Consider the following 21,515-nt stretch of genomic DNA (forward strand, 5'->3'; position numbering starts at 1 on the left):
ATTACTCTATTAAATACACGAAGCATAAAAACATGAGAAATTGAGAAACTAGCTTATTCAAAAGATGTCGCTATGGATAGTGTTAAAAGCAGTACAACTAAATTAAAGAAAATTGTGAAAATAAACAGGAATATAACTTTACAACACACAGCTGCGCAATAGCACCAAAAGATACAGTTTCGTTGAATAGTTTCATGAAGAAATTTTTTCATTCATTAAAAGCTCCATTAAATTTCTTTCTCATAATAATTCGATAATTAAAATTTAATAGCGAAGCGCAGAAGGCGTAGAATACGAGATTCAATTGAGGATATTACACTCTTATCCGACGTCTTTCAGATATTGGTTGAAATGCTAGCTTAGCATGAAAGGCACAATAGGGGCTATTTTCATCAGAATCTGCACCACAAAAATGAAAATCTGCTGATAATGGATCGCCAACCGGCCATCTACATGTATTTTCACTCAATTGTAGAAGATTAAGTTGACGTGATATAGGCACAACTACATTGGATTTTGTGGACATATCAACTTCTTTTACATCTTCCACTACAAATTCTGTCTTTAAAGCGGTTTCTTCAATACTTACAGATGATGTGTTTATTGGCGATACCGTGGATGTGTTGCGACGCACACGTGGAGATGATGGGCTGCTACTTCCCACGGGAGTTTTTTGCGCACGCGTGGTGCTTCCTTGTGCTGTCTTACCACGTCCTGGTAACTTTAATCGATGTACTTTGCCGATGACTGCATTTCTGCTGACCCCACCCAATTGAGCAGCAATTTGACTTGCACTTAACCCTTCACTCCAAAGCTTTTTAAGAAGCTCAACGCGTTCACATGTCCAACCCATACCAGCACTCCATTCCGATTACGTCACTAAGATGCTCTTCCCCGTTGCATCTTCAAATGTTTAAATAATGTTTTCATTACGCTGAATGAAAGAACTTTACACTCTACGTGAGCATAAAAAAATCATCCAACCTGTGGATTTACAAATCAAAACACATCATCTTGCTTATTATATTGTAAATTACAATATGCACTCACTCTATGACAAGAGTCTTTACCTCTTAAAGAGTTTATTTAGAATGTTTTCCCCAACTTGCAAATCAATCATAGGTTAAACTTTCACTTTTGTTTAAGGCTTTTTCCCAAAATGCTTATTTGTAGAACCTTCATTGACTTTTTTTCAATTGGTGTAATGATCTATTCTATAGGTGTAATCACTAATCGTAATGAAATGTTGAAAGCACCGTAATGAAATATACCATGCTGTTTTATTTGTAGTGTTGCTTTGTATATATATATATTGAAAAGACTAAAATATAAAGGGAATTATGATGGATGCCGTCTCTATACAACCACTTTATGAATGCTTCGCAAGACGAAATTTGCATTTTGAACAAGGGCATGGTGTATGGCTTATTTCCGATAAAGGAGAACATTATCTTGATTTCACATCTGGTATTGCTGTTAACGCATTAGGGTATTCACATCCAAAATTGGTTGATACGCTCAAAATACAAGCTGAAAAACTTTGGCATATTTCTAATATTTTTCAATCTCCTGAACAGGCATCTTTTGCCACGCGGCTTTGTGCAAATAGTTTTGCGGATAAGGTTTTTTTCTGCAATTCAGGTACTGAAGCATTGGAGTGCGCATTCAAAACGGCACGCCATTATTACTATGCTGCTGGTCATTCAGAACGCATTGAAATAATTACTTTTGAAGGGGCATTTCATGGACGTACACTTGCTGCACTTGCTGCGACTGGGCATGAAAAATATCTTGAAGGCTTTGGACCTAAAGCTGGTGGATTTATTCAAGTACCTTTTTGTGATGAAGTCGCTTTGCGTAACGCTATTAATAAAAATACCGCCGCTATTCTTATTGAACCTATTCAAGGAGAAGGAGGAATACGAACGGTCCCTCATGAATATTTAAGATTTTTGCGCAAAATATGCGATGATAATGGTCTGTTATTGATTTTAGATGAAGTCCAAACGGGTATAGGACGAACAGGAAAGCTTTTTGCTTATGAATGGAGTGATATCACGCCTGATATTCTTACCCTCGCAAAAGGATTAGGAGGGGGATTTCCATTAGGCGCTTGCCTTGCAACGGATAAAGTTGCAAAAAGCATGACACTTGGGACACATGGTTCAACCTTTGGAGGAAATCTTCTTGGAATGGCTGTAGGAAATAGTGTTCTTGATATTTTGTTAGAGCCAAGTTTTCTCAACCATGTTCAGCGCATGGGGGATAAACTAAAAAGTAGACTTTTGCATATTCTCAATATCTATCCTGATATTATCTATGCAGTTCAGGGGATGGGGCTAATGTTGGGTATTCAGTGTGTTGTGTCTTCAAATCTTGTCGTTAATGCTTTAGAAAATGAACATCTCTTAAGTGTTGCTGCCAACAACAACGTTGTGCGCTTATTGCCTCCTCTTATCATTAGAGAAGAAGAAATAGATGAAAGTTTGCATCGTATTGAAAAAGCAATAGCTTATCTTTCGCAAGTAAACAAAGAAAGACAAATATCACACACATGACAAATGCTCTTCGTCATTTCACGGACTTATCCATTTTAACGCCAGCAATAGCACGCGCACTGATCGATTATGCGAAGATCCTTAAAGCATCTTTTAAAGCAGGAAAAGGTTCAAAACCTTTTATAGGTAAAACACTTGCGATGATTTTTGAAAAACCATCCACACGAACCCGTATTTCATTCGATATCAGTATGCGCCAGCTTGGCGGAGATACAATCATGCTCACGGGTTCAGAGATGCAGCTTGGTCACAGTGAAACTATAGCTGATACGGCTCGTGTTTTATCTCGTTTTGTGGATATCGTGATATTACGAACAACAAAACATCAACGTATGCTCGAATTGGCACAATATGCACAAATTCCTGTCATTAATGCCCTTACAGATGATACACATCCTTGCCAAATTCTAGCAGATATATTAACCTATGAGGAGCATCGGGGGCCTATTTCTGGTAAAATATTTGCGTGGATGGGGGATGGTAATAATGTACTCCATTCCTTAATTGAAGCTGCTGCTCTTTTTGATTTTCATTTGCGTATTGCTACTCCAAAGGGAAGTGAGCCACAGGAAAAATTTATCCATTGGGCACGTGAACGAGGAGCGCATCTTACACTAACCCATAATCCCCAAAAAGCAGCTCAAGATGCTGATTGTATTATGACCGACACATGGGTCTCCATGGGACAAGAATTTCGTGCTCGCAGTCGTTCTACTTTTCAGCCTTATCAAGTCAATGAATCTCTCATGAAATTAGCAAAATCTGATGCTCTTTTTATGCATTGTCTTCCTGCTCATCGCGGTGAAGAAGTTGTTGATTCTGTGATTGATGGACCGCACTCCGTTGTTTTCGATGAGGCTGAAAATCGTCTTCATGTTCAAAAAGCAATTCTTTCTTGGTGTTTACAAGATGCGTTTTTCTCTCCACAATAGCCTCCCTACAACAAATTATATAAAAAAGGCAAAGCTATGAGTGAACAAGCTAAAGATGAAGCCTCTCTCAACAACAACTTCTTGCATGAAGATGATAGTGTTATTCCCTTTCAAGTTGAAGAACTTGATATCCGTGGACGTGCCGTACAACTTGGGGAAACTTTAAATTCTATTCTTAACAGACATCAATATCCTGAACCGGTTTCTTATCTTCTAGCAGAAGCTTTACTTTTAACGGTTCTGCTTGGAACTTCTCTAAAACTTACGGGAAAATTTATTCTACAAACCCATTCCGATGGACCGGTTAATATGTTGGTGTGCGATTTTTCGCCTCCTTCCAGTTTACGTGGATACGCTCGTTTTGATAAAGAACAGCTGAAACAAGCCATAGACAATGGTCAAACCTCTTCAGAAACACTTTTAGGAAAAGGCACTTTAGCCTTCACCATTGATCAAGGTCCCCATATGCAACCCTATCAAGGGATAGTTGCATTAGATGGATCAAATTTACAAGAAGCTTCTCGTATTTATTTTGATCAATCAGAACAAATTCCTACCGATATCCGTCTGGCTGTTGCTATATTAATTAATCGTGACCAACAAGGAAAACCGCAGAAAAGCTGGCGAGCTGGAGGTATTTTGATCCAACTTTTACCCCAAGAATCGTCTCATCATAAAATAGAAGCCCTTCATCAAAAGCGAGAAGAAACGAAAACTCATACCCAATTGGATAACCAATGGCAGGAATCTAAAATACTCATGGCAACGATTGAAAGTTCAGAATTAACAGATCCCCAAGTCGGTAGTAAACAGCTCTTGTTCCGTCTTTTCCATGAACCAGGTGTTAGAGTTTTTAACCCTTTTTCTCTTGTCGATCAATGTTCTTGTTCACACGAAAAAATTAAAGGAATCCTAGAAGGCTTTTCTATTGATGAACGCAATAAAATGGTTAAAAATAAATATATTTCAGTCACATGTGAGTTTTGCTCAAAAACATATTGTTTTACACCGCAAGAATTTTTAGAAGAAAAAACATAATCAAATATTTTTCATAAAAAATGATGATTGCAACAAAAGCCTATTTTATTTGCGTCATAAAAGTTTACGCATAAGCTCATATGAACTTCTAGAATATTTCTTGTCTTAGAGTTTTTTTAGTGTATACGAGTGATCGTTCTGTTGAGATCGGTAATTACGTCATAGAGTGCTTAAAAAAGAGTTCTCTGTAAAATATATTTTCTCCTCTCGAAAAAGCTTCTTTTGTACTTTTTACATCTCAAAAGTTTATTTCTTACAATGAATTCTTTTATAATTTTCATTGATAAATTGATTATGTACTCATAACTTATCTTCTCTGTTAAATGAGACTTTTTGATTGTAGTCATATTTTCTTACTCGAATTTATCTTATTAAGACTCAATAAAGCTTATTAGTTATAATCATAAGGGAAATTATCGAGAGAATAAGAATGTATAGATTCAATATAGACTTTATGGAGTCTATTACGAACAGATAAGTGTAATGGGAATAAATATAACAATGACGCTGCAAAAGAGCAGATTTATTATTTTATAAAGATGAGAATAGTGGTGAAGTCCCCTCATAACAATGTGTATTTCAGATAAAAAAGCGGAGAAAAAATACTATATGATTTTGAAAACAATAGTTGGTTGCTGTCACTGAGCTAACGATGGTTCTATAGCAATATTGTTTTGTCCAAATAATCAAAAATAAAGCTCCCAAACAGATATTTCTTTACACATGTTTTTGAATCAATAATGGTAATGCTCTTGTAAAATTTTTCTAAGAAGAATGATGGTCCGTATAAATAAAATAGCATACATAGCATGATAAAACGTTATGTTTTTACAAACCTGCATTATTTTTCTTCTGTCATAATCGCTTGTTCAATTTTTGGTAGAATTTTTTTTTGATAAATTTGCCATGTTAAGGGACCAACATGTTTGGCAATAATGATGCTCTCTTTATTCAAGAGAAAGGTTTCTGGAGGTCCATATATTCCCCAATCAATGGCTGTATATCCTGAATCATCAAAGCCAATAAATTTAAAAGGATTACCAAAACTGTTTAAAAAGCGCAGGGCGTTTGTTTTATTGTCTTTGTAATTAATACCAATCAGATCAAAACGTTTATCTTGTGCAATTTGCATAAGAATAGGATGCTCTTCGCGACAGGGCAAACACCAAGAACCCCAAAAATTGACCAATGTGACACGTCCTTTAAACTGTTTTGAATTGAGATAACTTTCTTTATCAAGAAGAGGAAGATAAATATTGGGAGCAGGTTTTTCAGCTAATGCGTTTGGGAGAAGAGAAGAATCTTGAAGGTGTTTTTTATCCATAAAGTTGAAAAAAAACATCATGAGAAGAAGAAAAAGCACAAATGGTCCAAAAAAAACAAGCAGAACAGGCAAAGATATATTTTTTTTAAGTTTTGGAGGGATGTTTTTCATTATACTTTTCTTTTTGTGACAGCTCTTTTTTGTTTAGCTGTTGGAGAATTTTTTTTTGGTAGAGGGCTTTGCAAAGAATATATCCAATAAGACATAAGAGGGATATTGCAGAAAGCACATAGCTTAAAACAACAATTTGCTCGTGTTTAAGGGTGCTCAGGAAAAAATCAATTTTCTGAGATAGATTTCCTAAAAGTTCGCCGTGGATGCCATTTAGGTCGAGCATGATGAAGCGTCCTGTTGTTGTGCACGACGGGATTTTTTAATCTGAAGTATTCGGATATAATGACGATTGATTTCATTTCGCATAGCCATCAAATAAAGAGCAATAAACATAAAGATGAAACAAAAGAGCATTGTTATAAGGGGCCATAACATAGCATTGTCGATTGTTGATCCTCCAGCACGTAACAATGATGCTGGTTGATGCAATGTATTCCACCAATTAACGGAAAATTTAATAACAGGGATATTAACAAATCCAACAAGTGTAAGAATTGCAGTAGCACGAGCGGCTTTTACTTGGTTGTCAAAAGCACGCCCAAGCAGGATAATGGAGAGATAGATAAAAAGCAGAATTAAAACTGATGTTAATCGTGCATCCCAGACCCACCATGTTCCCCATGTAGGTCGCCCCCAAAGCGCTCCTGTCATGAGAGCCAAGGCGGTAAAAATTGCCCCAATAGGCGCTCCACATTTAAGTGCTACATCAGCAAGATGATATTTCCAAATCAGATTTCCTAAAGCCGCTGCACTCATCGTTACATAGCAGAATGTAGACAACCACGCAAAGGGTACATGAAGGTACATAATCTTAACAGTAATGCCTTGTTGATAGTCATCAGGGGAATGCATCACTAGAATAAGCCCTAAGATAAGGAAACACAATGTTATGCCGGCCAACCAAGGTAAGACGACTCTGCTTATTTTCATGAAAAGGGTGAAACTTGCAGGGAGTAACCTGATTTTATATGTACGAGATAGTTTATTCATAAAATTCATAATAGGCAGAGTTTTGCTATGCGGCAATCATCTTTTATTATTCTGATAAAAGTTTAAGCGTTATCGCAGCAACAAAAGAGCTAAAGAGACTCAAAAGAAGTGAAAAAGCGCTGAGAAGAGCTAGAGAAGTGAGAAAAGAGGTATTTGGGTTTATTGGGGCTGTAGCAGCGGAAACACCAAAAATCATAATTGGAATGATCCACGGCAAGATAATGATAAAAATAAGCAAAGTACTGTGCAACAATGAGGTTGCGAGTGCAGCGCCTATAGCACCAATAAAAATAATAGCTGGTGTTCCGCATAAAAGGGTAAGTATTGTTGTAAAAGTTATTACTACATCTAAATGGAGCATGAGGGCTAAAATAGGTGTGGCAAAAATAAGAGGAAGCATTGTTCCTACCCAATGGGCAAGACATTTTGTAAAGACAATTAGTGTAAAACTTTGTCTTTTTCCTGAAAGGATAAATTGGTCGAGATTACCATCATCGCGATCGATTTGGAAAAGTTTGTTCAGATTGAGGAGTCCTGCAAGAAGGGCTCCAAACCACAATATACCTGGTCCTATTTGTGCAAGAGTTTTGGGATCTGGTCCAATGGCAAAGGGGGTTATGACAACAACAGCGATAAAAAACAATAATCCTGTTAGTGAAGTGGCTTGTAGCGCTAATAATAGTTTAAGATCACGCCAGAACAGTGCTTTCATTTTATTCTCTCCTAGAGAGGTAAAAATTTTTCCAGAGCGATTTTATGGTTTTCTGGAATGCCTATGGAATTATGAGTTGCAGCGATAATCATACCACCTTGATTGAGATGACGCTGGAAAATACGAGCAAGGAGTTTTTGAGCATGGTTATCAAGCCCAGATATTGGTTCATCTAAAATCCAAAGAGGACGATAGGAGAGCAAAAGGCGCGCAATAGCTACGCGTCTTTGTTGTCCAGTTGACAGAGCGTTAAAGGGTAAATGTTCAAGGTTAGAAAGACCAATATCGGCAAGAGCTTCATGCGCAAAACGTAAATGTTGACCGTAAAAATCTGCCCAAAATTGCAAATTATCAATGACAGATAAGAGAGGTTTCATAGCATTTTGAGGACCAAGATAATGACAAGCAGTTGCAACAGGGTATATTTGATCATGGTCTTTAAGTATTATATGACCTTCAGCAGCCTCAAGAAGACCGACAATGATTCGGAGTAATGTAGACTTTCCGATACCATTAGGACCGGTGATTGTCATAAGTTGCTGTGAAAATAAACAAAAAGAAAGACCTTGAAACAGAATTTCCTCGTTTCTGTAAGCGGCTAAATCTTTGCCTGATAACACCATGTGATTGCCTATTTTATTTTTATTTTCATATTCTTTATTGCATTATAGAATAAAAAACACATTTTTTATGCAATTGTACCTAGAATAGTTCTAGAAATAGTTCTATAAGGGATACCTTACATCAATATCTGGTGTAAAATGGTTTCTGGCGCTGATTTCCGCATTATGCCTAGAGGGTGGAGGGGGAAATGGATGGCGGAGGTAATTGCGTCTGCGCTCAAGCTGCGACCTTGACTCGTAGTTTGTGTTGTTCATTCCTGGAAATTGGGTGGTTATAGTATGAGGGTGGACAGTCATGACTCAAATTGATAGCTTTAATTGTCGTAGAGTATTAAATGTTGGTGGCAAAGAATATACTTATTATAGCTTGATTGAAGCGGAGAAGAACGGACTTGAAGGTGTTTCTCGTTTACCGTTTTCGATGAAAGTTATTCTCGAAAATTTATTGCGATTCGAAGATGGTCGCACAGTTAAAAAAGAGGATATCTTCAATGTTGCTAAGTGGTTAAACGACAAAGGGAGCGCTGGGGCAGAAATTGCTTACCGTCCTGCACGTGTTCTTATGCAGGATTTTACAGGTGTTCCAGCAGTTGTTGATCTTTCTGCAATGCGTGATGCTATGGTTAAACTTGGCGGTAACGCTGAAAAAATCAATCCTCTCATTCCCGTTGATCTCATCATTGATCACTCAGTTATTGTTGATGCTTTTGGCAATTCCATGGCTTTTAAGGAAAACGTTGAGCATGAATATGAACGCAATGGTGAACGCTATCGTTTCCTTAAATGGGGGCAACAAGCCTTTCAAAATTTTCGCGTTGTTCCTCCAGGAACAGGGATTTGTCATCAGGTTAACTTAGAATATTTAGCACAATGTGTATGGATGAAGAATGAAGAGGGCTGTGAGACGATTTATCCTGACACCTGTGTGGGAACTGATTCGCATACGACTATGGTAAATGGTTTAGGGGTTTTAGGTTGGGGGGTTGGTGGTATTGAAGCAGAAGCAGCAATGTTAGGCCAACCTGTTTCTATGTTGTTACCTGAAGTGATTGGTTTTCGTCTAACAGGTAAACTTAAGGAAGGTGTAACAGCCACCGATCTCGTATTAACGGTGACCCAAATGCTACGTCGGAAGGGTGTTGTCGGTAAATTTGTTGAGTTTTTTGGTCCTGGTTTGGAGCATATGACGCTTGCTGATCGGGCAACGATTGGAAATATGGCACCTGAATATGGAGCAACGTGTGGTTTTTTCCCAATTGATAAGGAGACAGTGCGTTATCTCAATATGACAGGGCGTGATGAAAGTCGGATTGCCTTAGTGGAGGCTTACACCAAAGCACAAGGGATGTGGCATGATGAAATGGTGGCTCATCCCATTTTTAGTGATACAATTGAATTAGATATGGGAACCGTTGTCCCTTCTATGGCTGGTCCTAAACGTCCTGAAGGACGTATTGCATTGGAAAATGTTGGGCAGGGTTTTGAGAAGGCATTGGTCGAAGACTATAAGAAGACTTCTGGACAAGATAAGCGTTATCAGGTTGAGGGTGAAGAATATACGCTTGGTCACGGTGATGTGGTGATCGCTGCGATTACGTCGTGTACGAATACATCGAATCCAAGTGTTCTTATTGCTGCGGGTCTTTTGGCACGAAATGCTGTGGCAAAGGGTCTTAAGAGTAAACCATGGGTAAAAACTTCTCTTGCACCTGGTTCACAAGTCGTTGAAGCTTACCTTCAAAATTCGGGTCTGCAAAAAGATTTAGATGCATTAGGATTTAACTTAGTAGGATTTGGGTGCACAACATGTATTGGGAATTCTGGTCCTTTGCATCCAGCTATTTCCAAAACGATTAATGACAATGGTATAATTGCATCTGCGGTTCTTTCAGGAAATCGTAATTTTGAAGGGCGTGTTTCCCCTGATGTGCAAGCGAATTATTTAGCTTCACCACCGTTAGTTGTTGCACATGCGCTCATCGGGACGGTGTGTAAAGATTTAACCAAGGAGCCTCTAGGTGAAGATTCAAATGGCCACCCCATTTATTTGAGAGATATTTGGCCAACTTCTCAAGAAATACAGGAGTTTATCGAAAAAAATGTCACGCGGAAGGTTTTTGCCGAAAAGTACGCAGATGTTTTTAAGGGAGATGAAAATTGGCAAAAAGTTCAGATTCCTACGGGTTCTACCTATTCTTGGGATGAGCAATCCACCTATGTACGCAATCCACCTTATTTCGATGATATGCAGAAAACACCTGATATCTTACCAGATATTAAAGATGCACGGATTTTAGGTTTATTTGGTGATAAAATCACGACGGATCATATTTCTCCTGCTGGTTCTATTAAAGCAGCTTCTCCTGCCGGAAAATATTTAATGGATCATGGTGTTAAAGTGGCTGATTTTAATCAGTATGGAACGCGTCGTGGGAATCATGAAGTTATGGTGCGTGGGACCTTTGCCAATATTCGCATTCGTAATTTCATGTTAGGGGAAAATGGTCGAGAAGGAGGTTATACGGTTCATTATCCGTCAGCGGTAGAACAAACCATTTACGATGCAGCAATGGCGTATAAACAAGAAGGTATTCCACTCGTTGTTTTTGCAGGTATTGAATATGGTAATGGATCATCCCGCGATTGGGCTGCCAAGGGGACCAATCTTCTTGGTGTCAAAGCAGTGATTGTGCAGTCTTTTGAAAGGATTCATCGCTCTAATCTTGTTGGTATGGGCATTGTCCCTTTTGTTTTTGAGGAGGGGCTAAGTTGGAAATCTTTAGGCTTAAAGGGAGATGAAAAGGTGACAATTGAAGGGATTCATAACTTGAAACCTCGTCAAAAGACTGTAGCGAAAATTACTTTTTCTGATGGTACGGTAAAAACCGTTCCATTATTATGCCGTGTTGATACTGAAGATGAGCTAGATTATTTGCATCATGGTGGAATTTTGCAATATGTCTTGCGTAAGTTAGCCGTTTAAATTCTTTTGTTTGTTAAGGAATATCTATTATTAAGCTATAAAGTTGCGGATCAAAGAGTTTGGCTTCGTTTTTTTATGGCTATCTTTGAAAATCTAATTGACGTTAGCTTTAGGATTGCGCTATAACCCACACGGTTATAGGCAGCTTTATAGTTTTGCTTGGGTTGGATTTATTTATATTGGTAGAGTTGTTATTGAGACTTATTTTACCAAGGTGTTGAAAGAGAGATTATATTTATGGCGAATACACCTTCTGCTCGAAAAGCGGTGCGCAAGGTTGCGGCGCGCACACAGGTTAATAAGGCCCGCCGTTCACGCGTTCGTACTTTTATACGTAAGTTTGATGATGCTTTAGCGGGTGGCGATAAGGCATCTGCAGAGATTGCATTTAAGAATTTTGAGCCTGAAATTATGCGTGCAGTTTCTAAAGGGGTTTTTCATAAAAATGCTGCTGCGAGGAAAGTATCGCGTTTAGCTAAACGTTTGAAGGCTCTCAGCGTTTAAGCTTTTTCTCCTTTAATTGAGAACAAAGCCAGTATCCATGAGGATGCTGGCTTTTTGTTTATTATTTCAAAAAGTTTCTATTGAAAATAAGAATCGATAATGATTCTCCACTTGAAAAAGGAGAGAAAGTTTATAGAGGGAGGTATGGTTATCCACAAGCTTTGTGGATTTGTACAGAGTCTTTTTTGTCAAGCATTTTATTTTTTTTTTTAAATCTGAAGAGATTCTTTAATTATTGGTAAATTTAGAGAAAAAAAATGAATTGAATCAATATTTTTTTCAGTCCTCATTAATATAAGCATTTTTTTCGGGTTTTTTGATTTTATTTTGACCTCTTGCATTTTACCTCTGCTGTTTTGTATGGTTCTTATGAAGACTAAGAAGCATGAAGGGGTCACATCAGCGCATTATTCTGTATTTTGTTGAATACAAGATGTTTTGATTTAGGCTTTTCGAAACTTTTGTGTTGGAGAGGTTTTCTGACGGTTTTTTAGTTTTCTTAATGGATATGTTTACCATTTTAGAAGGGTGGGTCATATCATGAGTGCAAGTAAATCTTATTGGTCATCTTTGTTAGTAGGGTTGTGATGAGGCTATCCTAGGGGAGGGTGAGTAATCTTATTTGGGGTAGGGCGTTTTGCCTTCGCTAGATTTATTTTAGTTGTTTGGCAGGACAAAATTTTATTTTTATCAGGATGGAAGATGGTGGATAAATTGAACTCTAAAGCTAGTTCCTTTAAAAGGGTTTCGGTAAATATCCTGTCGGCAGAGAACATAATAAAGAATAGGATGACGGAAAGTGATGAGAACGTTTGTAGAAATGCTTCTATAGGGCATTCTATTGTTTCAGAGGAGGAAAGTGCGGCGGCTTTTATACGTGTTATGGCGCAATTAAAGGTGCAGGTTGGTGTTGAGGCTTATACCAGTTGGTTTGGACGTGTGAAGCTTGCTGAATATAGTCATACTCTTGTAAAGCTTTCTGTTCCTACTGCTTTTTTACGTTCATGGATTAATAATCACTATGGTTCTCTTTTGACTCATTTATGGAAACAAGAGAATTCAGCAATTCTTCGTGTTGAAGTTATTGTTCGTGGTATGGAACGCGTTTCAAGAGATGTCGTTTGTAAAAGAAGTGTTCCTCCTGTTGTGCTAGAGGAGCAGGCGACTTCATCTTTTGTTGAAAGTTGCGCAGAGCATTCAGTTAAGAATTCTCAAACGGGAGTTTTTGGATCTCCACTTGATTCTCGCTATACTTTTGAAAGTTTTGTTGAGGGGGCTTCTAATCGTGTTGCTTTAGCAGCTGCGCGTTCCATTGCAGAGGGGCATAAAAGTGCCTTACGTTTTAATCCTCTTTTTATTCACGCATCTGTTGGCTTAGGAAAAACACATTTGCTTCAAGCGATTGCTGCTTCTGCATTGAAGCGTTTAACGTCTGCGCGCGTTATTTATTTAACTGCTGAATATTTTATGTGGCGTTTTGCAACAGCTATTCGTGATAATGATGCTCTTTCTTTTAAAGAACAGCTTCGTGATATCGACCTTTTGATTATTGATGATATGCAGTTTTTGCAGGGTAAGTCGATACAACACGAGTTTTGCCATTTGCTTAATATGTTGCTTGATAGTGCAAAACAGGTTGTTGTCGCTGCAGATCGTCCACCAGCAGAATTAGAATCGCTTGATCTTCGCGTTCGCTCTCGTCTTCAGGGAGGGGTAGCTCTTGAAATTGAAGCACCAGATTATGAAATGCGTTTGCAAATGTTGCGCCAGCGGTTGAAGGTGGCACAACAAGATGATGGCATGGTATCAATTTCTGATGATATCTTGGAATATATTGCGAAAACGGTTTTAGGGTCGGGGCGTGATATTGAAGGTGCGTTTAATCAGCTCTTGTTTCGTCAATCTTTTGAGTCTGATTTATCTTTAGAGCGGATTGATGAGTTATTAGGTCATTTGACACGTCCTGGTGAACCTAAGCGTATTCGGATTGAAGAAATTCAGCGTACGGTAGCACGCCATTATAATGTTTCTAAACAGGATTTGTTATCTAATCGTCGAACACGTACGGTTGTGAAGCCACGGCAAGTTGCAATGTATTTAGCAAAAGTATTAACTCCTCGCTCATTACCAGAAATTGGGCGCCGTTTTGGTGGGCGTGATCATACAACAGTTTTACACGCTGTGCGTAAAATTGAAGATTTGGTTTGTGGTGATCAGACCTTGGCTAAGGAACTTGAGTTGCTTAAGCGGTTGATTGGAGAACAGGCTGTATAGTGTTTATCGTTTCTTTCTTTGGAGAGACTTTAAAGAATTTAATGAAAAGATTTATTTTTTCTTATGCAGGAGTGACTTGCCATTTTAAGAGAGGTTTAATAAACTCTAGCAGGCGATTCTCTAAAGGGATCTATTCTTTAATTCTAAGGAATTCTTATAGTTTTTAGTAAATCATACGGGGCTTTTATGCGTATTACAGTTGATCGCAGTCAATTTCTCAAGTCTCTTGGTCGGGTTCACCGTGTGGTAGAGCGCCGTAATACTGTTCCTATTTTATCGAATGTGTTGATTGATGCAGAAAATGGCCGTGTACAGTTAAAAGCAACAGACCTTGATTTAGAGGTTATGGAATCTTTTGCAGTTAATGTTAAACAAGCTGGAGCAACAACTGTTCCGGCACATTTGCTCTATGATATCATTCGAAAACTTCCTGATAGCAATGAAGTTGTATTATCCCTCGATGAGAATCAAGCAGGTACAATGTCCGTTGTTTCGGGTTGTGCACATTTTCAGCTTCAATGTCTTCCGAAGGCAGACTTTCCAGAGTCGCTTCCTGGGCAATTTGGTTATCGTTTTTCTTTATCGGCATCAGGCTTAAAACATTTACTTGATTGTACACAATTTGCCATTTCTACTGAAGAAACCCGTTATTATCTTAATGGTATTTATTTCCATATTATTAATGATGGTGTTTTGAAATTGCGTTTGGTTGCAACTGATGGTCATCGTTTGGCACAAGTTGAGATGGAAGCTCCTTCGGGAGTTGAGGGAATGCCTGGTGTTATTGTTCCCCGTAAAGCTGTAGGAGAATTGCAAAAACTTCTTTCAGAAGAAAATGATAGCGATGTATGTATAGAGCTTTCGGAGACAAAAATTCGTTTTTCTATAGGCTCTGTGATTTTTACATCAAAATTAATTGATGGAACATTTCCAGATTATCAACGTGTTATCCCTCTTGGAAATGATAAAGAATTAATTGTTAATAGGCAGGACTTTTCTTCTGCAGTTGATCGTGTTTCAACGATTTCAAGTGATCGGGGGCGTGCAGTTAAATTAACGATTGAGCATGGACAGTTAAGGCTTGTTGTTAATAGCCCAGATTCGGGCAGTGCAGAAGATCAATTATCAGTAACTTATGCATCTGAACCGCTTGAGATAGGATTTAATTCACGTTATCTTTTGGATATTGCTGGGCAGCTTTCAAGTGATGAGATGGTTTTTATGTTGGCTGAGGCTGGAGCACCAGCTCTGATTCGTGATAATGATGATGCGGATGTGCTCTATGTACTGATGCCTATTCGCGTTTAGGGGCCGTTGTTTTGCAATGCATGGCCAGTCATGTGCACAAAGTGGCAGTGAGGCAGCTGAAGCTTTTACGTTATCGCAATTATTCTTTTTTCAATATTCATTTTTCTGGTCAGCATGTGGTTTTTACTGGCCATAATGGTGCTGGTAAGACGAATCTTTTAGAGGCGTTATCTTTTCTTTCTCCTGGTCGTGGTTTGCGGCGTGCTGTTTATTCTGACGTTAGTTTTGTAGATGGTGGTGGTGGAGGATTTGTTGTATTTGCGCGTCTTGAATGCGCTCTTTATGGTGAAGTAAAGATTGGTACAGCTTTTGAGGTTAGCGATAACAGTCGAAAGGTCCATATTAATGGTGTGAATGAGTCGAGTGATTGCCTAACAGATTATTGTCATATTAGTGTCCTAACACCGTCTATGGATGGTCTTTTTACAGGTCCTTCACTTGAGCGCCGTAGTTTTTTGGACCGTATGGTTTTGGCGATTGATCCCTTGCATAGGCGCCGCATAGCCGATTATGATAGAGCTATGCGCGCACGTAATCGTTTGTTTTTAGATGGAAATGAAGATTGTGCTTGGTTTGATGCTTTAGAAAAGCAAATGGCAGAATTGGCGACAGCTATTTCTGCGGCGCGTGTTGATGTTATTCGTCTTTTAAATGACATGTTTACACAAATGCCCTCACAGATACCTTTTCCACGAGCTTTTTTGCAAATTGATGGTTTTTTAGAAACAGCTCTTAGTGAAATATCAGCAACTGAAGTTGAAGAACAATTTTGTGATCGATTGCGGCATAATCGCGCAATGGATCGTGCTGCTGGTCGGACGTTAGAAGGACCACATCGTGCAGATTTGCAGGTTTTTTATGCTGATAAAAATAGAGCAGCAACATCTTGTTCAACAGGTGAACAAAAAGCGCTGCTAACAGGTTTAGTTTTGTGTCATGCACGTCTAACAGGTATGATGTCGGAAAGATCTCCCATTCTTCTTCTTGATGAAATGGCTGCCCATCTTGATTCGCATCGACGTGCTGCTCTATTTGATATTCTTGATGATTTAGCTGTACAAACATTTATGACAGGAACAGATCGTCTTTTATTTGATGACTTAAAAGGACGCGCAGAATTCTTTGAGATTAAGGATGGAGCTTTATTGCCGTAAAAACATGCTAAATATTTTTTTAATAAGTGATAGGTCTGAAAGAAAAGGCTTGCTATGTCAGAGATAATAACGATTTTAAATGGTCCTAATTTAAATTTTCTAGGTCAACGTGAGCCAGAAATTTATGGAACTGAAACTCTAGAAGATATTGAAAAAAGATGCAGAGAATGGGCAAAAAAAAATGATATTATAATAAATTTTTATCAAAGTAACTATGAAGGGCAATTAGTGGCATGGATACAAGAAGCAATAGAGGCAAGTTCTGGATTGATCATTAACCCAGCGGCTTACAGTCATACATCTGTTGCACTTCTTGATGCCCTAAAAATGTTTTCAGGGCTGAAAGTAGAAGTTCATTTATCTCATATTTATCAGCGTGAAGCTTTTCGTCACCATTCTTATACATCTGCAGGTGTAGACGCTATCATAATTGGGTGTGGAGGTGATGGATATCGGTTTGCACTTGAGTATATTGCAAAACAATTAAGCAAAACAATTAAATTGTGATAGGTAAAGAGTAAGCGTTTAATAAGAGTAATATAGGCATTTAATTCTCTTGATAATTATTTTCAAATCTGTACAATGTGAGGTATATATTTATGACAGTTTTTAGTGCGTATGACGGGGGTAAATAGAGATGAAAAGCTTTGTTAGACAATTAGAAATGCTTGTGATTTTAGGGGGAGCACTGCTTTTGTCTGGTTGTAAAATTGATGTTATGCAGCCATCAGGTTATGTTGCACGTCAACAGCTCATTTTGATCGTTGTTTGTGTGGTGGTGATGCTTTGTATTGTTATCCCAGTTATGGTGAGTGTGGTATTTTTAGCTATAAAATATCGTGCATCGAATATGAAAGCGGACTATTCTCCTGATTGGGCACATTCAAATAAAATTGAAGCATTGATGTGGGGTATTCCAGTTGTAATTGTAATGGTTTTAGGTTCATTAACAGCTTATTATACCTATAAGCTTGAACCTACAAATCCTCTTCCAGTGGAAGTTGTAGGTGAAGGAAAGCCATTACAGATTGATGCTGTTGCTCTTGATTGGAAATGGCTTTTTATTTATCCTGAATACGGTGTTGCATCGATTAATGAGATTTATGCGCCTGAAGGACGTCAAGTTTTATTGCAATTGACGTCAGAGAATTCTGTCAATGCTTTTTGGGTTCCCAAATTGGGTACAGTTCTTTACGCTATGCCGCAGATGAATGCTAAGTTGCATTTGGTCGCTGAAGAGCAAGGAGTATTCAAAGGAGCCTCAGCAAATTATAGTGGTGATGGTTTTTCGGGTATGCGGTTTAAGTGGCATTCTGTGTCTTTGCAGGATTTTGAGGATTGGATTGTAAAAGCTCGGGCTAATGGTCGAGTACTTGATCGTTCATCTTATCGTCAACTTTCTATTGCGCCTCGTATGGGTGATATTGCTGCGAAGGAAAAAGATGCTGAAGTTCGTTATTTTGCACCTGTTGAGAAGCGGCTTTACTATCGTGTTGTTAATCGATGTGTCGATGAAAAGACGGTATGTAATGAAGATTTAATGAAACGTGCTGCTGCTCAGACGCTATGGGGTGCACTATGTTCAGTATTTGATCCTGATGTTATTTAACAGAGTCAATAAAGTAAAGAGCCCTTTTAACAAAGGTTTCTTTTAAACTTGAATTTCATTTGAAATGGGTTGAGAAATGTTTGGAAGACTTACAGATCCTACGGCAGGTGCTTTTCATGCGCTTGCACATGAACCGATCGTTTTGTATACATGTATTGCGATTGTTTTGGTTGGTTTAATTGCTGTTATTGCTCTAACAGTACTTGGGTGGTGGGGGATTCTATGGCGAAATTGGATTACAACGGTTGACCATAAACGCATAGGTATTATGTACATCGTTCTTGGAATTATTATGCTTGTTCGCGGTTTTGCGGACGCACTTATGATGCGAACGCATCAAGCTTTAGCTCTTGGGAGTGAAACAGCAGGTTATTTGCCCCCTGAGCATTTTGATCAAATTTTTTCGGCGCATGGTACGATCATGATTTTTTTCATGGCCACGCCTATTTTATTTGGTCTTTTTAATTATCTTATACCACTTCAAATTGGTGCGCGTGATGTTGCTTTTCCCTTTGCAAATAATCTAGGTTTTTGGATTACGGCTGCAGGGGCGATATTGATTAACATATCCCTAGGTGTTGGGAATTTTGGTCGTGGTGGTTGGTTGATGTATCCACCTTTTACAGAATTGCAAACGAGTCCAGATACAGGGGTAGATTATTATTTATGGTCACTTCAGCTTTCTGGTATTGCAACAACAATGGGATCAGTGAATTTTATTGCAACGATGATTAAAATGCGTGCTCCTGGAATGACAATGATGAGAATGCCTATTTTTTGTTGGAGTGCTTTTGTCAGCAATGTTCTTATTGTAGTCATTTATCCTGTTTTGGCTGTAGCATTTGCACTCTTGGCATGTGATCGTTATTTGAACATGAATTTCTTTACCAATGTTGGTGGCGGAAATCCGATGGTATGGATTAACTATGTTTGGGTTTTTGGTCATCCTGAGGTTTATGTTTTGGTTGTTCCTGCTTTTGGAATTGTTTCTGAAGTTGTATCAACTTTTTCTTCAAAACGCCTCTTTGGTTATACTTCAATGATATGGGCCATGTTGGTTATTTTGATTCTTTCGCTTCTTGTTTGGGGCCATCATTTCTTCACAATGGGTGGGGGTGAAGCTGTAAATACCTTCTTTAGTATTGCTACGATGATTATTGCAGTTCCAACCGGTGTAAAAGTTTTTAATTGGCTGCTTACGATGTATAGAGGTCGGATTCGCTTTGAGCCTCCTATGCTTTGGTGCATGGGTATGATCTTTACATTTGTTGGTGGCGGATTAACAGGTGTTTTATTATCTATTGTTCCTGCTGATTGGCAGTTTCATAATTCGCTCTTTTTGATAGCACATTTCCATCATACAATTATTGGAGGTGTGGTTTTTGCGTACTTAGCGGGGATTGCATTTTGGTTTCCAAAAGTTTTTGGTTATAAACCAAATCGCATACTAGGTATTACATCTTTTTGGTGTTGGTTTATTGGTTTTTACCTTGCCTTTTTCCCCGTTTATGCGCTTGGTTTAATGGGGGCGACGCGTCGTCTTCAGCATTACATGGAACCTAGTTGGCAGCCGATGTTTATTATTGCTGCATTGGGTGCTTGTATTATCTTACTTGGTATCCTTTGTTTTGTGCTACAGGTTGTTTTGGCGATTTGGTACGGTATTAAGCATAAAGGGCACTTACCGGTAACATTAAATGATTCTTGGGGTGATGCACGTACACTTGAATGGTTTACCTCTTCACCGCCTCCTTCTTATAATTTTGCCCTCCTTCCAAAGATACAGTCTGATGATGCTTATTGGAATATGAAGAAAAGTGGTTATCAACGGCCAACAAGTGGATTTACAAAAATTCATATGCCATCGAATACATCGGCTGGAATTATTGCTGGCTTCTTCTCATTAGTTGTTGGTTTTGCGCTTGTTTGGCATATTTGGTGGCTTGTTGCGGTTGGACTGGTTGGTTTTATTGCAACGCTTGTGTGTCATTCATTAACAGGTGATCATCATGGTTACTATATTCCAGCTGAAGAAGTGCAAAAAACTGAAGATGCCTTTACGGCTGTTCTTAAAGAACAAGGAGTGACAGTATGAGTGCTGTAACAATGAATAACGCGAGTACTATAGATGAACTTCACCACGATAGTAGCTCGGTAATGACGTTTGGTTTTTGGGTCTATATTCTTTCAGACTTAATCCTGTTTTCGACACTGTTTTCAAGTTTTGCTGTATTTTCTGCTTCTTATGGTGGTGGTAAAGCGGGCAGTGAGTTTATAGATTTAAAGTTTGTTTTGGTTGAGACTGCTTTCTTGTTGTTTTCATCCGTCACTTATGGCTTTGCAATGGTACAAGCACATAAAAATAACATCAGTGGTGTGCGTTTATGGATGGCTGTTACCTTTGTATTGGGGTGTTGCTTCATTGGTATGGAACTTTACGAATTTCATGAACTTTTGAGTGAGGTTTTTTATTTCGATCCAAATGCTTATGCGGGTATTGATCCTGCAACAGGTTTACAGCTTTTTGGACGGGAAATTCTCTCTGCTTATTGGTCAGCATTTTTTGCTTTGGTTGGCACTCATGGACTTCACGTAAGTGTTGGCCTTCTTTGGATGGTTGTGATGTTTTTTCATCTTCGTCGTAATGGCTTGGATCAGAACAATAAAACACGTTTAGCATGTCTTTCCATTTTTTGGCATTTACTTGATATTGTATGGATTGGTGTTTTCACCATGGTTTATCTATTAGGAGCGTTGTGATGAGCGTGCAAAATGAAACACATGGTCCCAGTACTGGTTCCTATTTGGTTGGTTTTATTCTGGCTGTATTTTTCACTTTGGGTTCTTTTATTCCTGTGATGTATGGAATGATGGAAAGTTGGGCAGTTAGTACAAAGGTTGCGTATCTTATTGGGATGGCGATTATTCAGATTATAGTACAAATTGTTTTCTTTTTGCACTTGAATTCTGGTCCAGACGCCAAGTGGAATTTAAGCGCGTTGTGGTTTGCTGCTATTTGCGTTTTTGTTATTATTGGGGGAACTTGGTGGGCTATTTCTCATTTGAATTATAATATGATGGGTGGTTCAGGACGTGTTATTGAACCGGAAATATCAAGTAGAGATGATTCTTCAGTGTCTGAGCAGTTATCAAACAAAGATATATCCGTAAGAAAACAGCCAGAAAAGATACAGGGCTCAGAGGTTTCGATGGAGCAAGGTGCAAGTACGCAAACTCCTGTAGATCAAGCACCTAGTTCAGAAATGCCTATGGGGCAGGGTCTAAGTACGCAAACTCCTGTAGATCAAGCACCTGGTTCAGAAATGCCTATGGGGCAGGGTCTAAGTACGCAAACTCCTGTAGATCAAGCACCTGGTTCAGAAATGCCTATG

General features: G+C 38.6%; 19 protein-coding genes. 13 read left to right on the top strand and 6 right to left on the bottom strand.

Translation table 11 applies throughout. The features are described 5' to 3' along the window. Positions 1-313 precede the first annotated feature (313 nt). Entirely contained in the window at positions 314-853 is a 540-nt protein-coding gene (locus ACFINR_RS02270) for a GcrA family cell cycle regulator (protein ID WP_375612825.1), read from the bottom strand. 490 nt (positions 854-1,343) lie between these two features. Here ACFINR_RS02270 and ACFINR_RS02275 point away from each other — a divergent pair, with 490 nt between their 5' ends. The 3 genes from ACFINR_RS02275 to ACFINR_RS02285 are packed head-to-tail and all read left to right on the top strand — an operon-like array spanning position 1,344 to position 4,528. Further along, on the top strand, positions 1,344-2,558 hold the full coding sequence (locus tag ACFINR_RS02275) for an aspartate aminotransferase family protein (protein ID WP_375652425.1): 1,215 nt from the start codon (positions 1,344-1,346) through the stop codon (positions 2,556-2,558). Continuing rightward, complete coding sequence (gene argF / locus ACFINR_RS02280; protein ID WP_375630517.1) at positions 2,555-3,490, top strand: ornithine carbamoyltransferase; 936 nt, start codon at positions 2,555-2,557, stop codon at positions 3,488-3,490. Before ACFINR_RS02275 ends, argF begins: the two co-directional genes overlap by 4 nt. Positions 3,491-3,526: 36 nt before the next feature. Continuing rightward, the gene (locus ACFINR_RS02285; RefSeq protein ID WP_375652404.1) at positions 3,527-4,528 is read left to right on the top strand and encodes an Hsp33 family molecular chaperone; all 1,002 of its coding nucleotides are present in this window, start codon (positions 3,527-3,529) and stop codon (positions 4,526-4,528) included. 841 nt (positions 4,529-5,369) lie between these two features. On the opposite strand, the gene ACFINR_RS02290 is transcribed toward ACFINR_RS02285, so the two are convergent. The 5 genes from ACFINR_RS02290 to ccmA are packed head-to-tail and all read right to left on the bottom strand — an operon-like array spanning position 5,370 to position 8,291. After that, positions 5,370-5,963, bottom strand: coding sequence for a DsbE family thiol:disulfide interchange protein (locus tag ACFINR_RS02290; protein ID WP_375652405.1), 594 nt, complete (start codon positions 5,961-5,963; stop codon positions 5,370-5,372). After that, positions 5,938-6,189: a hypothetical protein gene (locus ACFINR_RS02295; RefSeq protein WP_375652406.1), complete on the bottom strand. Its 252-nt coding sequence runs from the start codon at positions 6,187-6,189 to the stop codon at positions 5,938-5,940. Before ACFINR_RS02295 ends, ACFINR_RS02290 begins: the two co-directional genes overlap by 26 nt. Further along, positions 6,177-6,956, bottom strand: a complete 780-nt coding sequence (locus ACFINR_RS02300) for a heme ABC transporter permease (protein ID WP_375611426.1) — start codon at positions 6,954-6,956, stop codon at positions 6,177-6,179. Before ACFINR_RS02300 ends, ACFINR_RS02295 begins: the two co-directional genes overlap by 13 nt. Positions 6,957-7,002: 46 nt before the next feature. After that, a complete protein-coding gene (gene ccmB, locus ACFINR_RS02305) occupies positions 7,003-7,668 on the bottom strand; it encodes a heme exporter protein CcmB (protein ID WP_375611427.1) in 666 nt (221 codons plus the stop codon). Between the two features lie 11 nt (positions 7,669-7,679). Beyond that, positions 7,680-8,291 carry a heme ABC exporter ATP-binding protein CcmA gene (ccmA, locus tag ACFINR_RS02310; RefSeq protein WP_375611428.1) on the bottom strand — a complete coding sequence of 204 codons (612 nt, stop codon included), beginning with the start codon at positions 8,289-8,291 and terminating at the stop codon, positions 7,680-7,682. A 295-nt stretch (positions 8,292-8,586) separates the two neighbouring features. Here ccmA and acnA point away from each other — a divergent pair, with 295 nt between their 5' ends. From acnA to cyoD, 10 genes are all read left to right on the top strand, one after another. Beyond that, positions 8,587-11,274, top strand: coding sequence for an aconitate hydratase AcnA (acnA, locus tag ACFINR_RS02315; RefSeq protein WP_375612829.1), 2,688 nt, complete (start codon positions 8,587-8,589; stop codon positions 11,272-11,274). Positions 11,275-11,511: 237 nt separating this feature from the next. Beyond that, the gene (gene rpsT, locus ACFINR_RS02320; RefSeq protein ID WP_273790272.1) at positions 11,512-11,778 is read left to right on the top strand and encodes a 30S ribosomal protein S20; all 267 of its coding nucleotides are present in this window, start codon (positions 11,512-11,514) and stop codon (positions 11,776-11,778) included. A gap of 702 nt (positions 11,779-12,480) precedes the next feature. After that, entirely contained in the window at positions 12,481-14,052 is a 1,572-nt protein-coding gene (gene dnaA, locus ACFINR_RS02325) for a chromosomal replication initiator protein DnaA (RefSeq protein WP_375611430.1), read from the top strand. 186 nt (positions 14,053-14,238) lie between these two features. Continuing rightward, on the top strand, positions 14,239-15,360 hold the full coding sequence (gene dnaN / locus ACFINR_RS02330; RefSeq protein WP_375606188.1) for a DNA polymerase III subunit beta: 1,122 nt from the start codon (positions 14,239-14,241) through the stop codon (positions 15,358-15,360). Between the two features lie 20 nt (positions 15,361-15,380). Continuing rightward, entirely contained in the window at positions 15,381-16,514 is a 1,134-nt protein-coding gene (gene recF / locus ACFINR_RS02335; RefSeq protein ID WP_375611469.1) for a DNA replication/repair protein RecF, read from the top strand. 54 nt (positions 16,515-16,568) lie between these two features. Next, complete coding sequence (aroQ, locus tag ACFINR_RS02340; protein ID WP_375652407.1) at positions 16,569-17,021, top strand: type II 3-dehydroquinate dehydratase; 453 nt, start codon at positions 16,569-16,571, stop codon at positions 17,019-17,021. A gap of 130 nt (positions 17,022-17,151) precedes the next feature. Further along, complete coding sequence (cyoA, locus tag ACFINR_RS02345) at positions 17,152-18,123, top strand: ubiquinol oxidase subunit II (RefSeq protein WP_375611432.1); 972 nt, start codon at positions 17,152-17,154, stop codon at positions 18,121-18,123. Between the two features lie 76 nt (positions 18,124-18,199). Then, entirely contained in the window at positions 18,200-20,218 is a 2,019-nt protein-coding gene (gene cyoB, locus ACFINR_RS02350; protein WP_375611433.1) for a cytochrome o ubiquinol oxidase subunit I, read from the top strand. Further along, complete coding sequence (locus tag ACFINR_RS02355; protein ID WP_375611434.1) at positions 20,215-20,883, top strand: cytochrome (ubi)quinol oxidase subunit III; 669 nt, start codon at positions 20,215-20,217, stop codon at positions 20,881-20,883. The genes cyoB and ACFINR_RS02355 overlap by 4 nt, the downstream gene beginning before the upstream one ends. After that, a partial coding sequence (cyoD, locus tag ACFINR_RS02360) for a cytochrome o ubiquinol oxidase subunit IV (protein WP_375652408.1) occupies positions 20,883-21,515 on the top strand: 633 nt, incomplete at its 3' end. The genes ACFINR_RS02355 and cyoD, both read left to right, overlap by 1 nt.

It is taken from the genome of Bartonella sp. AP19HLJMH, from assembly GCF_042196245.1.
GTDB lineage: Bacteria > Pseudomonadota > Alphaproteobacteria > Rhizobiales > Rhizobiaceae > Bartonella.

Bases quoted from the DNA above. Each gene is read 5' to 3' on its own strand.
- ACFINR_RS02270 (WP_375612825.1), bottom strand. From the start codon at position 853: ATGGGTTGGACATGTGAACGCGTTGAGCTTCTTAAAAAGCTTTGGAGT.
- ACFINR_RS02275 (WP_375652425.1), top strand. From the start codon at position 1,344: ATGGATGCCGTCTCTATACAACCACTTTATGAATGCTTCGCAAGACGA.
- ACFINR_RS02355 (WP_375611434.1), top strand. From the start codon at position 20,215: ATGAGTGCTGTAACAATGAATAACGCGAGTACTATAGATGAACTTCAC.
- recF (WP_375611469.1), top strand. From the start codon at position 15,381: ATGGCCAGTCATGTGCACAAAGTGGCAGTGAGGCAGCTGAAGCTTTTA.
- ccmA (WP_375611428.1), bottom strand. From the start codon at position 8,291: ATGGTGTTATCAGGCAAAGATTTAGCCGCTTACAGAAACGAGGAAATT.
- dnaN (WP_375606188.1), top strand. From the start codon at position 14,239: ATGCGTATTACAGTTGATCGCAGTCAATTTCTCAAGTCTCTTGGTCGG.
- acnA (WP_375612829.1), top strand. From the start codon at position 8,587: ATGACTCAAATTGATAGCTTTAATTGTCGTAGAGTATTAAATGTTGGT.
- ACFINR_RS02290 (WP_375652405.1), bottom strand. From the start codon at position 5,963: ATGAAAAACATCCCTCCAAAACTTAAAAAAAATATATCTTTGCCTGTT.
- argF (WP_375630517.1), top strand. From the start codon at position 2,555: ATGACAAATGCTCTTCGTCATTTCACGGACTTATCCATTTTAACGCCA.
- ACFINR_RS02285 (WP_375652404.1), top strand. From the start codon at position 3,527: ATGAGTGAACAAGCTAAAGATGAAGCCTCTCTCAACAACAACTTCTTG.
- cyoB (WP_375611433.1), top strand. From the start codon at position 18,200: ATGTTTGGAAGACTTACAGATCCTACGGCAGGTGCTTTTCATGCGCTT.
- ACFINR_RS02300 (WP_375611426.1), bottom strand. From the start codon at position 6,956: ATGAATAAACTATCTCGTACATATAAAATCAGGTTACTCCCTGCAAGT.
- ACFINR_RS02295 (WP_375652406.1), bottom strand. From the start codon at position 6,189: ATGCTCGACCTAAATGGCATCCACGGCGAACTTTTAGGAAATCTATCT.
- aroQ (WP_375652407.1), top strand. From the start codon at position 16,569: ATGTCAGAGATAATAACGATTTTAAATGGTCCTAATTTAAATTTTCTA.
- ccmB (WP_375611427.1), bottom strand. From the start codon at position 7,668: ATGAAAGCACTGTTCTGGCGTGATCTTAAACTATTATTAGCGCTACAA.
- cyoA (WP_375611432.1), top strand. From the start codon at position 17,152: ATGAAAAGCTTTGTTAGACAATTAGAAATGCTTGTGATTTTAGGGGGA.
- rpsT (WP_273790272.1), top strand. From the start codon at position 11,512: ATGGCGAATACACCTTCTGCTCGAAAAGCGGTGCGCAAGGTTGCGGCG.
- dnaA (WP_375611430.1), top strand. From the start codon at position 12,481: ATGGTGGATAAATTGAACTCTAAAGCTAGTTCCTTTAAAAGGGTTTCG.